The sequence below is a fragment of the Mesorhizobium sp. f-mel genome (genome assembly GCF_053850215.1).
On the sequence record NZ_JBSPTO010000002.1, the window covers coordinates 16,323 to 34,284 of the forward strand.

The 17,962-nt window shown below is 62.4% G+C and carries 20 protein-coding genes; 9 read left to right on the forward strand and 11 right to left on the reverse strand.

What is annotated here, in order from left to right; translation table 11 throughout:
- Positions 1-197: 197 nt before the first annotated feature.
- Positions 198-389, reverse strand: coding sequence for a DUF3606 domain-containing protein (locus ACWUKX_RS04150; protein ID WP_029353282.1), 192 nt, complete (start codon positions 387-389; stop codon positions 198-200).
- Positions 390-690: 301 nt separating this feature from the next.
- On the opposite strand from ACWUKX_RS04150, the gene ACWUKX_RS04155 reads away from it, so the two are divergent.
- Both ACWUKX_RS04155 and ACWUKX_RS04160 read left to right on the forward strand, forming a co-directional pair.
- Positions 691-990, forward strand: a complete 300-nt coding sequence (locus ACWUKX_RS04155; RefSeq protein ID WP_456004150.1) for a DUF1236 domain-containing protein — start codon at positions 691-693, stop codon at positions 988-990.
- Positions 991-1,062: 72 nt separating this feature from the next.
- On the forward strand, positions 1,063-1,506 hold the full coding sequence (locus ACWUKX_RS04160) for a hypothetical protein (protein WP_456004153.1): 444 nt from the start codon (positions 1,063-1,065) through the stop codon (positions 1,504-1,506).
- Positions 1,507-1,610: 104 nt separating this feature from the next.
- Here ACWUKX_RS04160 and ACWUKX_RS04165 read toward each other — a convergent pair whose 3' ends face one another.
- Positions 1,611-2,783: an amidohydrolase gene (locus tag ACWUKX_RS04165; RefSeq protein WP_456004156.1), complete on the reverse strand. Its 1,173-nt coding sequence runs from the start codon at positions 2,781-2,783 to the stop codon at positions 1,611-1,613.
- A gap of 110 nt (positions 2,784-2,893) precedes the next feature.
- Here ACWUKX_RS04165 and ACWUKX_RS04170 point away from each other — a divergent pair, with 110 nt between their 5' ends.
- Entirely contained in the window at positions 2,894-3,724 is an 831-nt protein-coding gene (locus ACWUKX_RS04170; protein WP_456004159.1) for an AraC family transcriptional regulator, read from the forward strand.
- Between the two features lie 60 nt (positions 3,725-3,784).
- The gene (locus ACWUKX_RS04175) at positions 3,785-4,219 is read left to right on the forward strand and encodes a cupin domain-containing protein (protein ID WP_456004161.1); all 435 of its coding nucleotides are present in this window, start codon (positions 3,785-3,787) and stop codon (positions 4,217-4,219) included.
- Positions 4,220-4,247: 28 nt separating this feature from the next.
- On the opposite strand, the gene ACWUKX_RS04180 is transcribed toward ACWUKX_RS04175, so the two are convergent.
- The 3 genes from ACWUKX_RS04180 to ACWUKX_RS04190 are packed head-to-tail and all read right to left on the reverse strand — an operon-like array spanning position 4,248 to position 6,338.
- Positions 4,248-4,805, reverse strand: coding sequence for a nuclear transport factor 2 family protein (locus ACWUKX_RS04180; protein WP_456004164.1), 558 nt, complete (start codon positions 4,803-4,805; stop codon positions 4,248-4,250).
- Positions 4,802-5,782 carry an alpha/beta hydrolase gene (locus ACWUKX_RS04185; RefSeq protein WP_456004167.1) on the reverse strand — a complete coding sequence of 327 codons (981 nt, stop codon included), beginning with the start codon at positions 5,780-5,782 and terminating at the stop codon, positions 4,802-4,804. The genes ACWUKX_RS04180 and ACWUKX_RS04185 overlap by 4 nt, the downstream gene beginning before the upstream one ends.
- 52 nt (positions 5,783-5,834) lie before the next feature.
- Entirely contained in the window at positions 5,835-6,338 is a 504-nt protein-coding gene (locus ACWUKX_RS04190; RefSeq protein WP_456004170.1) for a nuclear transport factor 2 family protein, read from the reverse strand.
- Between the two features lie 130 nt (positions 6,339-6,468).
- Here ACWUKX_RS04190 and ACWUKX_RS04195 point away from each other — a divergent pair, with 130 nt between their 5' ends.
- On the forward strand, positions 6,469-7,377 hold the full coding sequence (locus tag ACWUKX_RS04195; protein WP_128345187.1) for a LysR family transcriptional regulator: 909 nt from the start codon (positions 6,469-6,471) through the stop codon (positions 7,375-7,377).
- Between the two features lie 49 nt (positions 7,378-7,426).
- On the opposite strand, the gene ACWUKX_RS04200 is transcribed toward ACWUKX_RS04195, so the two are convergent.
- Positions 7,427-7,882, reverse strand: coding sequence for a carboxymuconolactone decarboxylase family protein (locus ACWUKX_RS04200; RefSeq protein ID WP_456004173.1), 456 nt, complete (start codon positions 7,880-7,882; stop codon positions 7,427-7,429).
- A 210-nt stretch (positions 7,883-8,092) separates the two neighbouring features.
- On the opposite strand from ACWUKX_RS04200, the gene ACWUKX_RS04205 reads away from it, so the two are divergent.
- Both ACWUKX_RS04205 and ACWUKX_RS04210 read left to right on the forward strand, forming a co-directional pair.
- A complete protein-coding gene (locus tag ACWUKX_RS04205; RefSeq protein WP_456004176.1) occupies positions 8,093-8,890 on the forward strand; it encodes a copper homeostasis protein CutC in 798 nt (265 codons plus the stop codon).
- Entirely contained in the window at positions 8,887-9,408 is a 522-nt protein-coding gene (locus ACWUKX_RS04210; RefSeq protein ID WP_456004179.1) for a GNAT family N-acetyltransferase, read from the forward strand. Before ACWUKX_RS04205 ends, ACWUKX_RS04210 begins: the two co-directional genes overlap by 4 nt.
- A gap of 10 nt (positions 9,409-9,418) precedes the next feature.
- Here the strand turns inward: ACWUKX_RS04210 and ACWUKX_RS04215 are convergent, their stop codons facing one another.
- The 5 genes from ACWUKX_RS04215 to ACWUKX_RS04235 all read right to left on the reverse strand — a co-directional run bounded on the left by ACWUKX_RS04215 (position 9,419) and on the right by ACWUKX_RS04235 (position 15,238).
- Entirely contained in the window at positions 9,419-10,441 is a 1,023-nt protein-coding gene (locus ACWUKX_RS04215) for an acyltransferase family protein (protein ID WP_456004182.1), read from the reverse strand.
- A 228-nt stretch (positions 10,442-10,669) separates the two neighbouring features.
- Positions 10,670-11,467, reverse strand: coding sequence for an FAD binding domain-containing protein (locus ACWUKX_RS04220; protein ID WP_456004185.1), 798 nt, complete (start codon positions 11,465-11,467; stop codon positions 10,670-10,672).
- A 117-nt stretch (positions 11,468-11,584) separates the two neighbouring features.
- A complete protein-coding gene (locus ACWUKX_RS04225; RefSeq protein ID WP_456004188.1) occupies positions 11,585-13,936 on the reverse strand; it encodes a xanthine dehydrogenase family protein molybdopterin-binding subunit in 2,352 nt (783 codons plus the stop codon).
- A 117-nt stretch (positions 13,937-14,053) separates the two neighbouring features.
- Positions 14,054-14,548 carry a (2Fe-2S)-binding protein gene (locus tag ACWUKX_RS04230; protein WP_456004191.1) on the reverse strand — a complete coding sequence of 165 codons (495 nt, stop codon included), beginning with the start codon at positions 14,546-14,548 and terminating at the stop codon, positions 14,054-14,056.
- Positions 14,549-14,806: 258 nt separating this feature from the next.
- Positions 14,807-15,238 (reverse strand): DUF6841 family protein, encoded by a 432-nt coding sequence (locus ACWUKX_RS04235; protein ID WP_456004194.1) that lies wholly within the window; start codon positions 15,236-15,238, stop codon positions 14,807-14,809.
- A gap of 120 nt (positions 15,239-15,358) precedes the next feature.
- Between ACWUKX_RS04235 and ACWUKX_RS04240 the strand changes: the two genes are divergently transcribed.
- Positions 15,359-16,594, forward strand: a complete 1,236-nt coding sequence (locus ACWUKX_RS04240) for an FIST N-terminal domain-containing protein (RefSeq protein ID WP_456004197.1) — start codon at positions 15,359-15,361, stop codon at positions 16,592-16,594.
- 8 nt (positions 16,595-16,602) lie between these two features.
- The gene (locus ACWUKX_RS04245; protein ID WP_456004200.1) at positions 16,603-17,943 is read left to right on the forward strand and encodes an ATP-binding response regulator; all 1,341 of its coding nucleotides are present in this window, start codon (positions 16,603-16,605) and stop codon (positions 17,941-17,943) included.
- Positions 17,944-17,962: the final 19 nt, after the last annotated feature.

The following is a 17,962-nucleotide window of genomic DNA, read 5'->3' on the forward strand; positions in this document are numbered from 1 at the left end:
GAACGACGCTTAGCGACGCCATCTTTGATCTGCAACCGATCAATCGCAAGGGAACTTAGGGCTTACAGACGGAACGGAAACCGCAGCCAGCGGTTTTTTTGCGTAAGCGCCACGGTCTCGTCGAGCGAGGCGGCAAGTCGTGACGCGGCAACGCCAACGCTTTCGATCTCCCCCAGGCACAAGATGCGGCGTATTTTTCACTTTCGGTCGCGCAATTCTCTCACCGCTTGAGTAAGGGTCATTCGATCGTTACCGTTCTTTTTGATCAGCTTACTGACCTGGCTGGGCGAAACGCCATTTTCTCGCGCGAAATGTTCCACCTCGTAGTACTCGTCGACTGACAGGCGGTCGTGGTCGAGGAAGTCTCGATTGCACTTGTTGTCGGCCATTTCCTTTCTCCTGGCGAAGCCTAACACGGGGCTGAATGTCGGTTGGAAACAGGCTAGAGGGTGGTGGACACTCCTCTCCATGAGCTCCTCCTGTGAACTTGCGGCGAACGAGTGCGAGCGGTCGCGGTTCCGGGCGGCTCGATAGCCGGACCCATTGCGCGCGGCAGGTCAGACTTAAGTCCAACGGCAAGGCTTCTCGGATCGGACCGAAGCCCAGCCAAGGAACGTTTGCAGCGGTCTCATGTTTGAGCGAGCCTAGCGCGAAGATGGATGCCAAGAGAGCTCACATAAGGAGGCAACTATGAAAGTGCGTCTTTCCACTGCAGCCGCGGGATTTCTGCTATTGGCAGGTATTGGCGCCGCTGCCGCTCAGGACGTGATCATCGCGCCTGAGCAGGAGACAGTCATCAGGGAATATGTGAAAAAGCAGCCGCTCGCATCCGTGGAACTCCCGGAGGTGGAACTCAATATTGGTTCAACGCTGCCCGAGACGGTCGAGCTTCACGAAGTTCCCGACACCGAATACCGCTATGTCGTCGTCGACAACCGGACCGTTGTCGTTGATCCCGGCACACGTAAGATAGTCAAGATCATTCAGTGACCTGAACGCGAGGGTAGGAGACGCCCGCCGCTTCGAATGAGCGGCGGGCGACTATGCTATGGGCTGTGTCAAATGCGAACAATCAGCAGACTTTTCGATTCCCGCGACCAGGCAGCGCGTGCAGTTGCCGCGCTTCAGGCGGCAGGAGTTTCTTACGAACAGATCAGCGTCATCGGACCATACGACGACGAAATCAGCGCTGTCCTGCGCGGTCCGGGCGGTGTCGCATTTGGCGCGGCCGCTGGTCTGTTAATCGGCCTGGGTGCTTTTGGAGCCATCGGCATTGATCCTGTCGGAGCCGTGGCTGGCATGGTCCTCGTCGGTGGGGCCTGCGGCGGCTTTGCTGGTGGGCTTCTCCAGGCATCTGCCGATGTTGCCAAAAAGCCGGCTGAGCCGAACGTTGAACAAGGCGTCATCTTTGTGATGGCGCAGGTCGATGAAAAACAGGCCGATACCGCGCAGGCGGCGCTAGAAAATCCCGTTCGGGTAACGCAACTCGTGGCCACAGTCGGGTGAGACGCGTCGGCTTGGTGTCGCGCATGATTATTCCCGGCCTATCGCCCACGAAGCGCATTCAGATCGGAATTTTTCGCTGAGCCGTTAGTTTTCCCTCTGACGGTTCAGGAGGCGGGAAACGTCTGCTCGACCAGATTGACGTAGTAGCGCAGCACGATCGGCACGATCTCGTCATTGAAGACGTAGCGGTCGCCGTGCAGGCCCTCGCCGGGCCCGACATCGCCGACGCCGACCCACGCGTAGCAGCCGCCTGCCTCACGGATCATGAAGGCGAAATCTTCGCAGCCGAGGCTCGGGCTGAACTCGGTCGAAACGTTCTCGCTGCCGACGGTGGCGGCGGCTGCCGCGATGGCGCGCGCCGTCGCGTCGGCCGTGTTGATGAGCGGCGGATAGCCCTTGTGGTAGTCGAGCGTGGCTTTGAGCGCATGGGCTGCGGCAATGCCTCCAGCGATCTCGCCGATCAGCTTCTCGCAATGATCGGAATGACCGGGCTCGAAAAACCGGCAGGTGCCTTGCAGCCAGACCTTCCCAGGCACGATGTTGCCGACATTGCCGCCATGGATTTGGGTGAGGCTGACGACCAGCGCGCTTTGCGGATCGACCGAGCGGCTGACAATGCGCTGGACGGCCTGGACAAAGGCGCCCGCGGCCAGGATCGGGTCGTCGCCGAGCTGCGGCATGGCGGCATGTGCGCCAAGACCCTCGAAGGTCACTTCGAAATTGTCGACGGCGGCCATCTGCGCTCCAACGCGAGCGGCGATGGTCCCCAGTCTGACGCCCGGCCAGTTGTGGACGGCATACATCGCCTCGACTGGGAAACGCCTAAACAGGCCATCTTCGACCATGCGCAAGCTGCCGCCTTCATTTTCTTCGGCTGGCTGGAAGATGAAGTAGACGATGCCGTCGAAGGCGCGGGATTGGCTGAGCAGCCTGGCGGCGCCGAGCAACATGGCTGTGTGGCCGTCATGGCCGCAGGCGTGCATCACGCCCTCATTCCTGGAGGCATAGGGCAAGCCGGTCCTCTCGACGACCGGAAGCGCGTCCAGCTCGGCGCGGAGACCGATGGCGCGCGTGCCCGCGCCGTTGCGCAGGACGCCGACAACCCCGGTTCCGCCGATCCCCTCATGCACCTCATCGAAGCCGAAGGCGCGCAGTTTCTCGGCAATGAAACGTGCCGTTTCGTTCTCATCGAATCCGAGTTCGGGATTGGAATGGATATGGTGGCGCCAGGCTATGACCTCTGGTGTCAGAGCGGCGATGGGGTCATTATGCAGCATGATGCTCCTTCCACGCCGGCAAAGGCGGTCATGGTTTGATCCGGGATCACGATTAGAAGGTCGCGCAAGAGGCGTCTTGAACCAGATTGACCGCAGCGGGGACGAAAGACGTGGACGCGACAGAGATCAGGAAGTACTGGCGCCATCCCTGCTTCCCTGACCTTGGCCTGTTCAAGGCGCGCTTCACGCAGCATCGCTACGAGCTGCACACGCACCCAACCTATGTGATCGCACTGATTACTTCTGGCTGCGAACGTATTCGCATCGGGCGCCACAACGTTCTCGCTCCGGCAGGCGCAATTGCCGTCGTCAATCCCGAGGAGTGGCATGATGGCGAACAAGGTGCCGATGAAGGCTGGGCCTACCGGACGTTTTATCCCTCGGTGCCGCTGCTGACGGCCGTCGCCCGCGAGTTGGGCGGGGCTGACGCTCCGGTTTTTTCACGCGCGATCATCGAAGACAGCAACCTCGCCGCAGCGTTGGCGGCGGCGCATGAAGGCTCGACGTCCCAGGACTCAACGCAGGCTGAGGCGTCGCTGCTCGTCGCCTTGAGGCATCTCATCGTTCGGCATGGCGATTGGGGCGGGCGAACCGAAGAGGTCGAAAGTTCGGGATCGCGACAAAGGTTCTCGATCTACGAGGACGTTATTGAACGCGAACTTGGCTCGCAGCTCGACCTACAGCGGCTTGCCGACGCCGCGTGTGTCACCCGGTTCCAGGTCATCCGGGATTTCAAGAAGGCGATTGGCCTGACGCCCGCGGCCTATATCCGCGATCGGAGATTGCGTCGCGCCAGCACCTTGATAGAACAGGGGCTCGGCCTCGCCGATGCCGCCATCGCGGCAGGTTTCGCCGACCAGAGCCATTTTTCCCGCACGTTCCGGGCGACGCGCGGCATGACGCCTGGCATGTTCAGGAGAGGCGGCTGGAGTGCTTCCTAAAGGAGACGCTTGCGCGCGGAAATTTGCTGAGCGATGGTGAAGTTGGGCTTGGGGGGAATCATGCGAAAAATTCTGATATCGACGACGCTGCTGCTAACGGCAGCCCTGTCCGCAACCGCCGCGCACGCGCTGGACGCCAGCGAGACCCCGGTTGTCGTGACCCCGCTTGCCTCGCGCACCGAGACGGCGTCCGGCCAGCCGATCACGCTGCCTCAGAAAAACGTGCAGGTCCTGGTTTCGTCCTATGAGATCGCGCCGGGCGCGACGTTACCGGTCCACAAGCACCCGTTTCCCCGCTATGCCTATGTTGAGGGTGGAACGCTTCAGGTCACCAATGTCGAGACCGGCAAGAGCACCACGTACAAGTCAGGCGATTTCATCATCGAAATGATCGGGCAGTGGCATCAGGCCACCAATGTCGGCGCCGGTCCAGTCAAGCTGCTGGTCATCGACCAGGTCGAAGAAGGCACCAAAAACACGGTGTTGCGCCAGTAGCTGGCAACAGTGGCTACCAGCCGGCTGCTCACTTCGCCGCCGCGTTCACCCGATCAGCGGCGGCGGCCAGCACGGCGCGGTCGCCCTCCTCGTACAGGCGGCGGATAGCGATGGCGCTGACGCGCCAGCCTTCGGGCGTCCGCACCAGCCGGTGTAGATAGCTGGCGCCAACTGTCCAGAACCGGGTGCCGAACCAGTGGGTGGCGCGGACGTGGCTGCGTGCAACCGCATCGTTGCCCGCGCCTTCGACAACGATGTTGGTGATGAGGTGCTGGGTGGCGTCGAAGCCCGGCAGAAGGCCTTGCCACTGAGCAATCAGCGCGTCGCGGTCGCTGGTCGCAACCTCGCCACCGAAAAGACTGGTATAATCGGTCGTGACGCGGGCCGCGAAATAGGATCTGACCCGGTTCCATTCGCGCAAATCGGCATAGAGGCCGATCCCCGCCACTGCCTCGGCGATGGCGGTCTTGTCTTCGATTGTCAGCGCAGCCGTGGACTGCGTGCTCAAGGCCGGCAAGGAGGTAGCTGCAAGCGTCGCGGCGAAGACTGCCGAGGCCACGACCTGCCGGCGGGTAGCCGGGCTCATTGTCCCGCCTCCCCTGCATCGTTTAGTGTGGCGCTGAAGTGCGCGGCAACGGCGTCGCTCGCGGCCTTCACCGGCGCAGCGCGGTCGTAGAAATCGAACTGGGTGACGTTGTCGAGCCACAGCTCCTGCTTCTGCCCGGTCAGCCGCGCGTAAAATTTGTGCGCACCCTGTGGGATGGCAGCCGCCTCGCTGTGCACCATCAGAAAGGGCTGATGCAGGTGCCGAGCAGCCTGGATCGCATCGAATGTCAGCCAGCCGCGCCAGAAGGCCGGATCGGCCTCGTTGCGCCAGGCCGGGATCATCCCGCGGTCGGCCTCGGTGTAGTATGGCACCTTGAACATGATCGCACGCTCGTCGGTCGGGCTGGCGGCGGGCAGCAAGGCCTGCTTGCCGGTGCGGCGATACGCAGCCTCGGCCGCATCGCCCGCGGCTTCCAGCCTGGCGACGCCTTCCTTGCCGCCATAGGTCTGCTCGACCACCTCGGCATCGTGCAGCCAGGGGGCGACCAAGGCGATCGACTTGATCGCGGCATCTTCAGCGGCGGCAGTGACCATATAGCCGGAGCTGGCGCAAATGCCGAGCCCGCCGATGCGATCCTTGCCGATCTCGGGCCGGATCGCGAGATAGGCGACCGCCGCTTCGATGTCGGCGATCTTGGCGCCGGGATCCTCATGTTGGCGCCGGGCGCCGCCGCTCTCGCCCCAACCGCGAAAGTCGAAGGTCAAGGCTGCGAATCCGCGGTCGGCCATCTCGCGGGCGTAGCGGGCCGGCATCTGTTCCTTTACCGTCATCCAGGCGCCGGTCACGACCAGCGCGGGCCGAGGTCTCGCCGGGTCCAGATCCTCGGGAAGATAAAGGTCGCCGACGATCTGCTCACCGTGCGAAGTGAAAGTGACGCGCTCGACCCGCGGTGCGGCGAAGGCGCTGGAGCCGAGCGCAACGGCGGTTGCTGCGGCTAATGTCAGGGATTTCAGCATCGCAAATCTCCTTTGCTTGGCGCGGGAGCGGCAGGTTGAGGCAAGCCGCCGTCTAGCGGTCATCCGCCAGTCGGCCGGGCAGTGGCTTCAGCGGGTAGTGTGTCCAGTAGAAGGCGTCCGACTGGTACATGTCGGTCAAAAAATTCTGCGCCTCGGCGATCTTTCCGTCCTTGATGCGAAACATCAGGGCGTAGAGCTGGTCGATCTCGGGACCTGAGCCGACGTTCGACCAGCCGCGATGAATGTCGACGACGAGGTCGCCCTGCGCCTGGAAGAAGATCGGCTCGGCCCTGAATTTGCCATCGGCCAGGCCACGGAAGAAGGCGACCACTTCCTCCGGCCCGCGCTTGTCGCCGGCCAGCGGATGATGGCCCGGAATCCGCCAGACGATGTCTGGCGCGAGGAAGGGCCGGACGGCCTCCGGGTTCCCGGTCGCATAAGCTGCGTAATAGTCCTTGATCAGCTGGATGTTGCGGTCTTCCTGCGGACCGCCGTTCGCGGGAGCGGCAGACACCGCCAGGAGAGCGCCGGCGGCAAGCGAAGCGAGCCTGATCATCGATCCTGTCTCCTTGCCTTCCGAGTTGCCTTTCGAGCCGTCGCAACGGCGAGGCTAAACCCAGCATGAGGCTTTTTCTTCGCCGGAAAAACCCGTATAGTTCGACAAGGCTATTTGGAATAACCTCATAATGCGCCTCGACCAGTTCAGCGGCATCGTCGCCTTCGTGAAGGTTGCGGAGGCCAGGAGCTTCACCCGCGCCGCCTCCGAACTCGGCGTCGCTCCGGCCTCTTTGAGTGAGGCGGTCAAGGGGCTCGAGGAGCGTCTGGGGGTGCGGCTTCTCAACCGCACGACCCGCAGCGTTGGCCTGACCGAAGCCGGCGCCCACTACCTCGACCACGTGCGCCCAGCGGCCGAAGAGATCCGGGCGGCTGGCGCGGCGCTGCGCGAGACCCGCGATCGCCCCGCCGGCACACTGCGCCTGAGCCTGCCATGGATCGCCGCACCACTGCTGATCGAGCCGCTGATGGGGCCGTTCATGGACGCTTACCCGGAAGTGCGGCTTAGCCTGATCTTCGACGACAATTTCGTCGATATCGCCGCTCAGGGCTTCGATGCCGGTCTGCGGATCGGCGAGCTTCTCGAGAAGGATATGATCGGCGCGCGTCTGGGCGGGCCGCTGCAGACGGTCGTGTTGGGGAGCCCGGACTATCTGGCGCGTAACGGTACGCCGAAGCGGCCCGCCGACCTCGCCGCTCACCGCTGCATCGCCTTCGCCTTCACCCGCACCCGCGCCATCTCGCCCTGGGAGTTCGTCGTGGACGGACGCCAAGTCGAGTTCACGCCCGACGCACGTCTGGTCGTGAACACACTTCCGCTCTGCATCACCGCCGCCGCGCAAGGGCTTGGCCTAGCCTTTGCCGTCGAAGGCCTCGCTGCGCCGCTCCTCGCCTCAGGCGCGCTGGTCAAGGTGCTGGAGCCTTTCTGTCCCACCTACGAACCGCTCCACCTCTATTATCCCAGCCGCCGCCTCGTCCCGCCCAAGCTGCGGGCCTTCATCGACTTCGTGCGCGCGAACGCTCACAATTTGCGGATCTGATGCGCCGCCGCGAAACCAGCCACGGCGCATATCGGCGAGCCGGTCCGCTTCACCCCCAGGTGCCGACCATCTGCCTAGTGGCGGCGTTGAGGCGATTGAAGGCGTTGATCAGGGCAATCTGGACCACCAGGGCGGCAAGCGCCTTCTCGTCATAATGCCGGGCGGCCTCGTCCCAGATCGCGTCGGGCACCGGGTCGGGCCGGTCGCAGAGGCGGGTTGTTGCCTCGGCAAGCGCAAGAGCCGCGCGTTCGGCGTCGGTGAAGTAAGGCGTCTCCCGCCAGGCGGACACGGTGAAGACGCGCTCATCCTTTTCGCCGGCCTTCTTCAATTCACGCGCCTGCATGTCGATACAGACGCTGCATCCGTTGATCTGGCTGGCGCGCAAATGGACGAGCTTGCGCGTCACGTAGGGCAGGTCAGCCGTTTCAGTCGACTTGTCCAGCGCGAGCAGCGCCTGCAGGGCACCGGGAATGAGAAGCACAGGGTTTTTCAGTCTTGCTTGCATCGTGGTCTCCTTGTTTGCCGATCCCGATGCCAGTCATCCGGGATCGGCGCCCTGTCTGCCAAAATCAATAACTAGATAGCTATGGATTTACCCATAACTCGGCAGTTATGAATGCGTCAAGCAGGAAATTGGCGGCAATGCAAACGGCAACGACCCGTCGCGTTGAGCCAATAGTTCCGGCTTCCGCTACAAGGAGCCCGATGCTAGGGCATGACCAACTCGAATTCGCCAACGGATCGCCCTGTGACCGACACCGAACGCCCTCGCCTGCCGCTGATCGAAATCTGCGTCGAAGGCATAGATGGCCTGCTCGCCGCGCAAGCCGCCGGGGCCGACCGGGTCGAGCTCTGCGCCAGCCTCCTCGAGGGCGGCATAACGCCGAGTCTTGGCACAGTGCGTGCCGCCCTTGAGCTGGCGACGATCCCATTCCACGTCATCGTGCGGCCCCGCGGCGGCGATTTTCTCTACAGTGAAGCCGAGTACCGTTCGATACTCGCCGATGTGCGTGCGCTGAGCGACCTTGGCGTGGCCGGTGTCGTCGTCGGCTGCCTGAATGCCGACGGTACCATCGACGAAAAGCGCATGAGCGAATTGGTGCAGGCGGCAGGGCATTTGAACGTCACCTGCCACCGTGCCTTCGACATGACACGCGATCCGGCCGAAGCGCTGGAAGCGCTGATCCGCAGCAAGGTCGGCCGTGTGCTGACCAGCGGCCAGCGCGATACCGCATTGGAGGGCGTGGCCCTGCTGGCGGGCCTCGTCCAGCAGGCCGGTAAGCGCATCGTCATTCTTGGCTGCGGCGGGCTCAACCCCAGGAACATCGCCGAGGTGCGGGAAAGAACCGGACTGACGGAAATGCATTTCGCCGCGCTCAAGGACGTGCCGAGCGCGATGCGCTACCGCAATCCCCAGGTTGGCATGGGCGGCACCGACCTCGACCGCGAGTACCGCAACACCGTGACCGACGCGGCGCTGGTGGCGGCGACGATTGCGGCGGCGAGAGCATGATCCCGAAGAAAGAAAAACACGTGACGCAAGCACGCCTGCCGATCGACCAGGTCTCGCCGCAGGACGAGCCCGCCGTCCTCGCCCTCAACAACGAACACGCGGCCGAGTTGTCGTGGCTTGAACCCGAGCGCCTGTCCTTCCTGCTCGGCGAAGCGTTTTATGCGCGCCGCGTCGGTGCGCTCGAAGCCTTCATCATGACCTTCGACCAGAACGCCCGCTACGACAGCCCGAACTTCCTGTGGTTCCGCGAGCGCTATCCGCGCTTCGTCTATGTCGACCGTGTCGTCGTTGCAGGAGAAGCGCGTGGTCGCGGCCATGCCCGCAGGCTCTATGAGGATCTGTTCGACCATGTATTGCATGCCGGCCAGACCATCGTCACTTGCGAGGTGAATGCCGAGCCGCCCAATCCGGCTTCAGACGCCTTTCACGCCGCGCTTGGCTTTGTCGAGGTCGGCGATGCGGTGATCCACGGCGGCAAGAAGGCGGTCCGCTACTATACCAGGCAGATCACCGGCTGAGGCGACAGCCCTACCAATTGCGGTTCAGCCAGCCACGGGCAGGCTTTTCGACGATGTAATAGCTGCACAAAGCGCAAGCGAACGCCCCGGCCAGCATCAGCAGCGGCGCACTGCCCTGTGAATAGACGAATTTGTAGAACGGCTGCTGCCACAGATAGAGCGAATACGACCACAGTCCCAGCGTCGCCATCGGCCAGCAGGACAAAAATCCGGTCAGGTACCGTGTGCTGAAATCGAGCGAGTTGACGGCGAGCGCCAACAGCGGCACCGCGACCAGATAATGGATCGGCGTCGGCACCGCATCCATGAACAGAAGAACCGCCCCGACGGACGCCGCGACGGCGACGTGCGACCCCTTGAACAAGGCTGGCAGCCTATCGCCGGCCTTGAGCAGGCATATCACCGCCGACAGCAGGATCGAGGCGATGTGCACATCCGTCCGCCAATAGGTGGTCTCGTAGTCCATTGCGAAGACCCAGTACGAAATCGCGCCGTTCGCCATGGCGAGCACCGACAGCGTGCTGAGCAGCATGACGACGCGGGCACGCCCTGAAACGAAAAAACTGATCAGCGCCAGGATGACATAGGCATGTTCTTCGACGCATAGCGACCAGATATGGTCGAGCGCGCCGGCGCGGCTGACGAGAATCCCGACATAATTGTAGGTGAATGTCAGCGCCGTCAGCGCCGCCTTCCATTTGAAGGCGACAAACGTGCCGGACAACGCAACCATCGAAGCGACGACGAAAACCAGCAGCGCCGGATAGATGCGGGAGAACCGGCGCTTGAAGAACGCCTTGAGAGGATAGCGTTCGACAAAGAGAATCTCGGCCATGAGCCGGCCGCTGAGCACGAAGAAGAACTCGACGCCCATGACACCGAGGTTGATTCCGGGAATGGGAAAGAAGTGGCCGATCAGCACCAGTGCGATCGACAGGCCGCGCCATCCGTCGAGATAGGCCAGCCTTGTTCTCGACGACGTGTCGGCGGCGGACCGGGACACGACAAGCTGCGCCGCGGAGATGTCCGTCATGCCGGTCCTTTCGCATTTGAATGATGCGAAAGGGCTGCAGGCTGTAACCGTGCGCTCCGAGCCCCGGCTCGCATTCCTCCATGCATATTGCAGTGCAATAGAGCGCTGTGCAAGTGCGAGATGGCCACACTTTGGCCTGTACGGCCGTAATGCCCGAGAGCGACGAAAAAGGGGCCGCGAAGGCCCCTTCCCAAAGATGACAAACCCAAGACCCGGCGATCGGTATCTTCAGGCGTTGGCGGTAGCCACCGCGCGCTTGGCCATCACCACGATCAGATTGGCGCGATAATCGGCCGAGGCATGGATGTCAGTCATCAAATCATTCGCCGGCACTTTCACTCCGTTGAGGGCAGCGGCGTCGAAATTCGTGGCAAGTGCCGCCTCGATTTCCTTGGAACGAAAGACGCCGTTGTCGCCGGCCCCGGTGATGGCGACGCGGACTCCGTCCGCGCCCTTGGCCACGAACACACCGACGATCGCATAGCGCGATGCCGGATTGCGGAATTTTTCATAGGCCGCCTTGGCCGGCGCGGTGAAGGTCACCGCGGTGACGATCTCGCCGTCCTCCAGCGCCGTCTCGAACAGGCCGGTGAAGAACGCGTGGGCAGCGATCTCGCGCCTGTTGGTGACGATAGTGGCGTCAAGCGCAAGAAGTGCTGCCGGATAATCGGCCGCCGGGTCATTATTGGCGATCGAGCCGCCGATCGTGCCCTTGTAGCGTACGGCCGGATCGCCGATCAGAGAAGCCATGTGGGCCAAAGCCGGACAGGCCGTCTTCAGCCTCTCGTCGCGGGCGACGTCGTAATGCGTGGTGCCGGCGCGGATGGTGATGGTGCTGCCCGACACCTCGATGCCTTTCAATTCCTCGATATGCGAAAGGTCGACGAGATCGGTCGGTGCGGCAAGCCGCGTCTTCATCGCCGGGATCAGTGTCATGCCGCCCGACAGCAGCTTCGCATCGCCGCTCTCTAGCAGCTTGACGGCATCAGCGACCGAGGCGGCGCGGTGATAATTGACTGAGTACATGGGATTCTCCGCTAAAGTGAATAGTGAACGGTGAATGGTGAATGGTGAATCGGAAGCTTCGTGAACTCGATGCCAATCTTACTATTCACTATCGACCATTCACTATTCACCCCTTTTTCAGTGTTTTGTCGTCGCCCGGATCGCTGCCCAGACCGTGGACGGCGATGCCGGCATGGCGATATCGGTGATGCCGATGGCGTCGGTGATGGCGTTGATCACTGCCGGCGGTGAGCCGATGGCGCCGGCCTCGCCGCAGCCCTTGATGCCGAGCGGATTGCCCGGGCACGGCGTGTTCGAGGTCGAGACCTTGAACGACGGCAGGTCGTCGGCTCGCGGCATGGTGTAGTCCATATAGCTCGCAGTCAAAAGCTGCCCGCTGGCGTCGTAGCGGGTGCCCTCCAGCAAGGCCTGGCCGATGCCTTGGGCGACGCCGCCATGCACCTGGCCTTCGACGATCATCGGATTGATGATGTTGCCGAAATCGTCGGCGGCGACGAACTGGACGATCTCGGCGACGCCGGTTTCCGGATCGATCTCGACCTCGCAGACATAGCAGCCGGCGGGGAAAGTGAAGTTCGACGGATCGTAGAATGAAGTCTCCTTCAGCCCCGGCTCCATGCCGCCCGGCAGGTTGTGGGCGGTGTAGGCAGCAAGCGCCATCTGAAACCACGGCACTTGTCTGTCGGTGCCGGTGACCTTCAATGCACCGTTTTCGATGACGATGTCGCCCTCGTCGGCCTCGAGCAGATGGGCGGCGATCTTCTTGGCCTTGGCCTCGACCTTGTCGAGCGCCTTGGCGACAGCCGACATGCCGACGGCGCCCGAGCGCGAGCCATAGGTGCCCATGCCCATCTGGACCTTGTCGGTATCGCCATGGACGATCGAAACACTGTCGATCGGCACGCCGAAGCGCTGGTTGACCAGTTGTGCGAAAGTCGTCTCATGGCCCTGGCCATGGCTGTGCGAGCCGGTCAATACTTCGATCGTTCCGGCGGCGTTGACGCGTACCTCGGCTGATTCCCACAGGCCGACGCCGGCACCGAGCGAGCCGACCGCCGCCGACGGCGCCAGCCCGCAGGCCTCGATATAGCAGCTCATGCCGATGCCGCGCAGCTTGCCATTCGCCCTGGCGGCCGCCTTGCGCTGGGCAAAACCGGCATAATCGGCAGCCTCCATCGCCGCGTCCAGTGAAGCGGCATAATCGCCGGCGTCATAGTTCATGATGACTGGCGTCTGGTGCGGGAACGATGTGACGAAGTTCGTCCGACGCAGCTCCGCCGGCGACACGCCCAACTCGCGTGCGGCGGTTTCGATCGTGCGTTCGAGCAGATAGGTGGCCTCGGGCCGCCCTGCCCCGCGATATGCGTCGACCGGTGCGGTGTTGGTATAGACGGCGCGCACATTGGCGTGGATCGCCGGAATATCGTACTGGCCCGACAACAGCGTCGCGTAGAGATAGGTCGGCACACAGGACGAGAACAGCGACATATAGGCGCCGAGGTTGGCGATGGTGTCGACCTTCAGCGCGGTGATCCTGTTGTCCTTGTCGAAAGCCATTTCGACCGTCGAGACATGGTCACGGCCATGGGCGTCGGTAAGAAAGCTCTCGGTGCGGTCAGCGACCCATTTGACCGGCACGCCGGTCTTCTTCGAGGCCCACAGGCAGATGATTTCTTCCGGATAGATATAGATCTTCGAGCCGAAGCCGCCGCCGACATCCGGCGCGATGACGCGCAGCTTGTTTTCGGGCGCGACATTGTAGAAGGCGCTCATCACCAGACGCGCGAGATGCGGGTTCTGCGAGGTCGTCCAGCACGTGTAGTGGTCCTCGGCCTTGTCGTAATAGCCTAGTGCCGCACGCGGCTCCATGGCGTTGGGCACCAGCCGGTTGTTGACGATCTTCATGCGGGTGACGTGGGCAGCGGCCTTGATCGCAGCATTGGTCGCCGTGCTATCGCCGAGCTCCCAGTCGAAAATCAGGTTGCCGTCGGCTTCCGGGTGGATCTGTGGTGCGCTCCTTTCGAGCGCCTTCGGAGCATCGACGACCGCCTTCAGTTCTTCGTAGGTGATGTCGACCGCTTCGGCCGCGTCGCGCGCCTGCCCCTTGGTTTCGGCGACCACGACGACCACCGCGTCGCCGACATAGCGGACCCTGTCGAAGGCCAGCGGCGACCACGCCCCCATCTTCATCGGTGTGCCGTCCTTGGAATGGATCATCCACCCGCAGATGAGATTGCCGATGCCGTCAGCCTTGAGCTCCTTGCCGGTCAGCACACCGATGACGCCTGGCATGGCCTGGGCCTTTTTGACATCGATCTTCTGGATTCGCGCATGCGCGTGCGGGCTACGCACGAAGGCCGCATGCTTCATGCCGGGAACCACCATGTCGTCGACATAACGCCCGGCGCCGGTAATGAACCGCTTGTCTTCCTTGCGCGCTACACGCGCGCCAACACCTTCAATGCCCATCGCAGAAATTCCTCCCGAAAAAGTAGGGGAATAGGGAAATAAGTGAGTAGGGCAGTAGAGAATTAAGAGCCAAATCGCTTACTCCCTACTCCCCTATTCCCCTACTCACTTCATCCCTCACGCAGCTTGCCTGGCCTTGCCCTTCGATGACATCGTCTCCGACGCGGCGAGGATCGCTTTCACGATGTTGTGGTAGCCGGTGCAGCGGCAGATGTTGCCTTCGAGCTCGGCGCGCACCGTGGCCTCATCGAGGCCTTTGGGGTGACGGCTGATCATGTCGGTCGCCGCCATGATCATGCCCGGCGTGCAGAAACCGCACTGCAGCCCATGATGCTCCTTGAACGCCGCCTGCACCGGATGCAGGTCGGCACCGTCCGCCAATCCTTCGATCGTCACCACACTCGACCCGGAGGCTTGCACCGCAAGCATCGTGCAGGATTTTACTGCTTTGCCATCGACATGGATCACACAGGCGCCGCATTGCGAAGTGTCGCAACCGACATGCGTGCCGGTGAGTCCAAGATTCTCCCGCAAGAAATGAACCAGCAACGTGCGGTCTTCGGTGACGCCACCGACCCGCTTTCCGTTCACCGTCAACGATATGTCCGACATGAAACCTCCCTGGGTAATTTACCTTGGTCGTCTTGTCGCCGATGCCGCGTGAGTGCTCCCGGCTGCCGCTCTTCCCCTCCCGTATAACGTGCGGAAAAAGCAGCTTGCAATCCCGAAGTCGTGAGAATGCAGTTCGTCCGAAAATCCGCCTATTGTACTTTCGGTCACGCAAAGGCTGGAACGGCGGAGCGAAGCGAAACCACGATCGCTGTGGCGATGCCGCCTTGCGGCCACGGACGACTAGCGCGGCAAGCCGATTCAGCCGACGCCGTGTTTTCTGAGAACCTCCTGCTCGTCGCCTGACACCCACCCAAATATTTTCGGTTCTTCGCCCAGTTTCTGCACGAGGTAGTGGACGTCGAAATCGATCGTGACGTCCGGTCGGTCTTTGCGAGCGTAGGACGACGTCCAGGCGACGTGGGCAACGCAATGATGCTCGTCAATCGGCGAGATGCGAACATCCCGTATTCGCATTTCCTTCGTGCCGATCGCTCGATAGCGAGCATAGCCTTGTTCCATAACCTGCTTGAGCTGGTCGTCGTTCTTCCCGACCATGACGCCGGCAGGCGACGCCGCAATGAAGGCGGAGGCATAGACCGATGTGACTTCGTCCATGTCGGCATCGCCGGCGAGGGATTTCTGGAAAAGCTGCTCGTACCTTTCGAACAGCGTCCTGACCTGCGCTTTCATGGATCACGCTCCCTTCCAGTGCGGTTTTGGATTTGCAGTTTGAACCTGATGCCGTCAAAAAGCAGAAACTTCAAAATCCATCATGTTGGCTCATTGCCAAAGTAGCACTTGAAGACAACAATGATGTCGACGCCGGCGCGCCAGACGCGCACAAAAAGAGCGTCGGAGGAATCGAGGAGGAAGCCGCTGGCCAGTTCACGGACGCGCTATGCATGCGGCCTATCGGTGCTCACCACGGATGAGCCCGACGCCAATGTGTTCACCCAGGCGGTCGCGGCCGAAGCCGCAGCCATCGATGCCGGCTTCGCCCTGCTGTTTTTCTCCCAGAGCCTTGTTGATGCGGCGGCCCTGTCGGATGCTCTGAAGATCAACGCGCCGGCACTTGCCTATGCCGGCTGCTCCACCGCCGGCGAAATCACGCCGCGCGGTCTGGAGGAAGGCCAGATCCTCGCCTTGCTGCTTCCGTCAGCATCGTTTTCGGTCGCGAGCACCATGGTCGACAGTCTCTCTTCGTCGGGCATGGACAGGATCACCAGTGAAGTCGGGGCGCTGCGGCGCTCGCTGCAAGGCCGCGTCGGGTACGAACGGTCCAACACCACCTTCGCGCTCTGCTTCATCGACGGGCTGTCCTATGCCGAGGAAGCGGTGACCTCCGCCATCCATTGGGGGCTCGACGATATTCCGCTGATCGGCGGGTCGGCCGGGGATGATCTGAAATTCGAGACGACGCGGCTGATCTCGAACGGCAAGGTTACCTCCGACAGCGCCATCGTCGTGCTGATCACCACGGAAATTCCTTTCCACGTGTTCAAGACCGACAATTTCGTTCCCACCGACGAGAAGCTGGTGGTGACCGCGTCCGATCCCGATCACCGCACCGTACGCGAATTCAACGCCACCAATGCCGCCGAGGAATATGCCGCCTCGGTCGGCGTCATCCGGCAGATGCTGACGCCACTGAGTTTTGCCTCGCACCCGGTGGTGGTGAAGGTGGGCGGCGAGTTTTACTGCCGCTCGATCCAGAAAATGCACGCGGACGGCTCGCTGTCGTTCTTCTGCGCCATCGACGATGGCGTCGTCCTTTCCATAGCCCAGCCCAAGAACATGGTTGAATCGACTCGTGCCGCCTTCAGGGATGTCGAGGAAAGGCTTGGCGGCATCGACATGATCCTCGGTTTCGACTGCGTGCTGCGCAGGCTCGACGCGCTCAACCGCCAGGTCTTTCGGGAGATTTCGGAACTCTACAAGGTCAACAACGTCATCGGCTTCGGCACCTATGGCGAACAGTACCGGTCGATGCATCTGAACCAGACGTTCACCGGCATCGCCTTCGGAGAGCGGCAGGCGGCGGAGTAGGAGGTTTTATGCCGCTCAGGAACATCAACGACCTGGAGAAGCTGAAGAAGATCAACGCAGCCCTTGTCAGCCGCGTCGAGCGCTCGATGGACCAGCAGGGCAATGCGTTCTCGCTGTTCCAGACCGCGATTTCGCTCGAGAATCGAGTGCGTACGCGCACCGAGGAACTGCACTCGACACTGCGTAGATTGGAACAATCCAATATCGATCTCAGCGCCGCCAAGGAAAACGCCGAACTGGCGAACCTGTCCAAGACCAGGTTCCTGGCGGCCGCCAGCCACGACGTGCTGCAACCGCTGAACGCCGCGCATCTCTCCGTCTCGGCGCTGGCCGAAGTGCAGACCAGCGACGAAGGCAAAAAACTGGTCCGGCAGGTCGAGCGGTCGCTGGAGACGATGGAGGATCTGCTCCGCACCCTGCTCGACATTTCCAAGCTCGACGCCGGCGTCGTGCAGCCCGATATCGGCGATGTCAGCCTGGAGATGCTGTTTTCGTCGCTGCGCTCGGATTTCCTGCCGGTCGCCGAAATGAAGGGCCTGACGCTAAAATTCCGGCCGGTCAACGCCGTCGTGCATTCGGACCGCACCTTGCTGCGCCGCATCCTGCAAAACATCCTTTCCAACGCGCTGCGCTACACCCGCTCCGGCGGGGTGCTGGTCGGCACCAGGCATCGCGGCGACACGATCCGTATCGATGTCGCCGATACCGGCTGCGGTATCCCCGACGACCAGCGCGAGGCGGTGTTCGAGGAATTCCACCGCGGCACGATCCCGACCGATGCCGGGCTTGCCGGCGGCGGGCTGGGATTGGGCCTGGCCATCGTGCGCCGCATCGCAGCCGCACTCGGCCATCCCGTGACGTTTTCGTCGAAGGTCGGGCACGGCACGATTTTCCATATCGACGTTCCGGTGGGGATCGGCGCCAGCGTCGATGCCATTGCCGGCACCGTCGACATGGAGCGGCCGCGCGGCTACGGGCTGTTCGGCACAAAGGTGCTGCTGGTCGAGAACGACGTCGAGGTGCTGCAGGCGATGACGTCCCTGCTCGAGCGCTGGCAATGCCTGGTGCGCCCCGCCACCTCGACCGATGCTGCGCTCGAGATGCTTGGCGATACGGACTGGGTGCCGGACATCGTCATAGCCGACCAGCATCTCGACGGCGGCGACCTCGGCACCACGACCATCGCCGAGGTCCGCGATTATCTCGGCCGCGCCGTGCCGGCGCTGATCGTCACCGCCGACGGTTCGGAGACCGTTGCGAAAGCCGCCCGTGCGGCCGGGATCGAGCTGATGCGCAAACCGCTGAAGCCGGCGCAATTACGCGCGCTGTTGGCGCATCTCTTGGCTTGATCGCTTCTCCCCAAAAAAA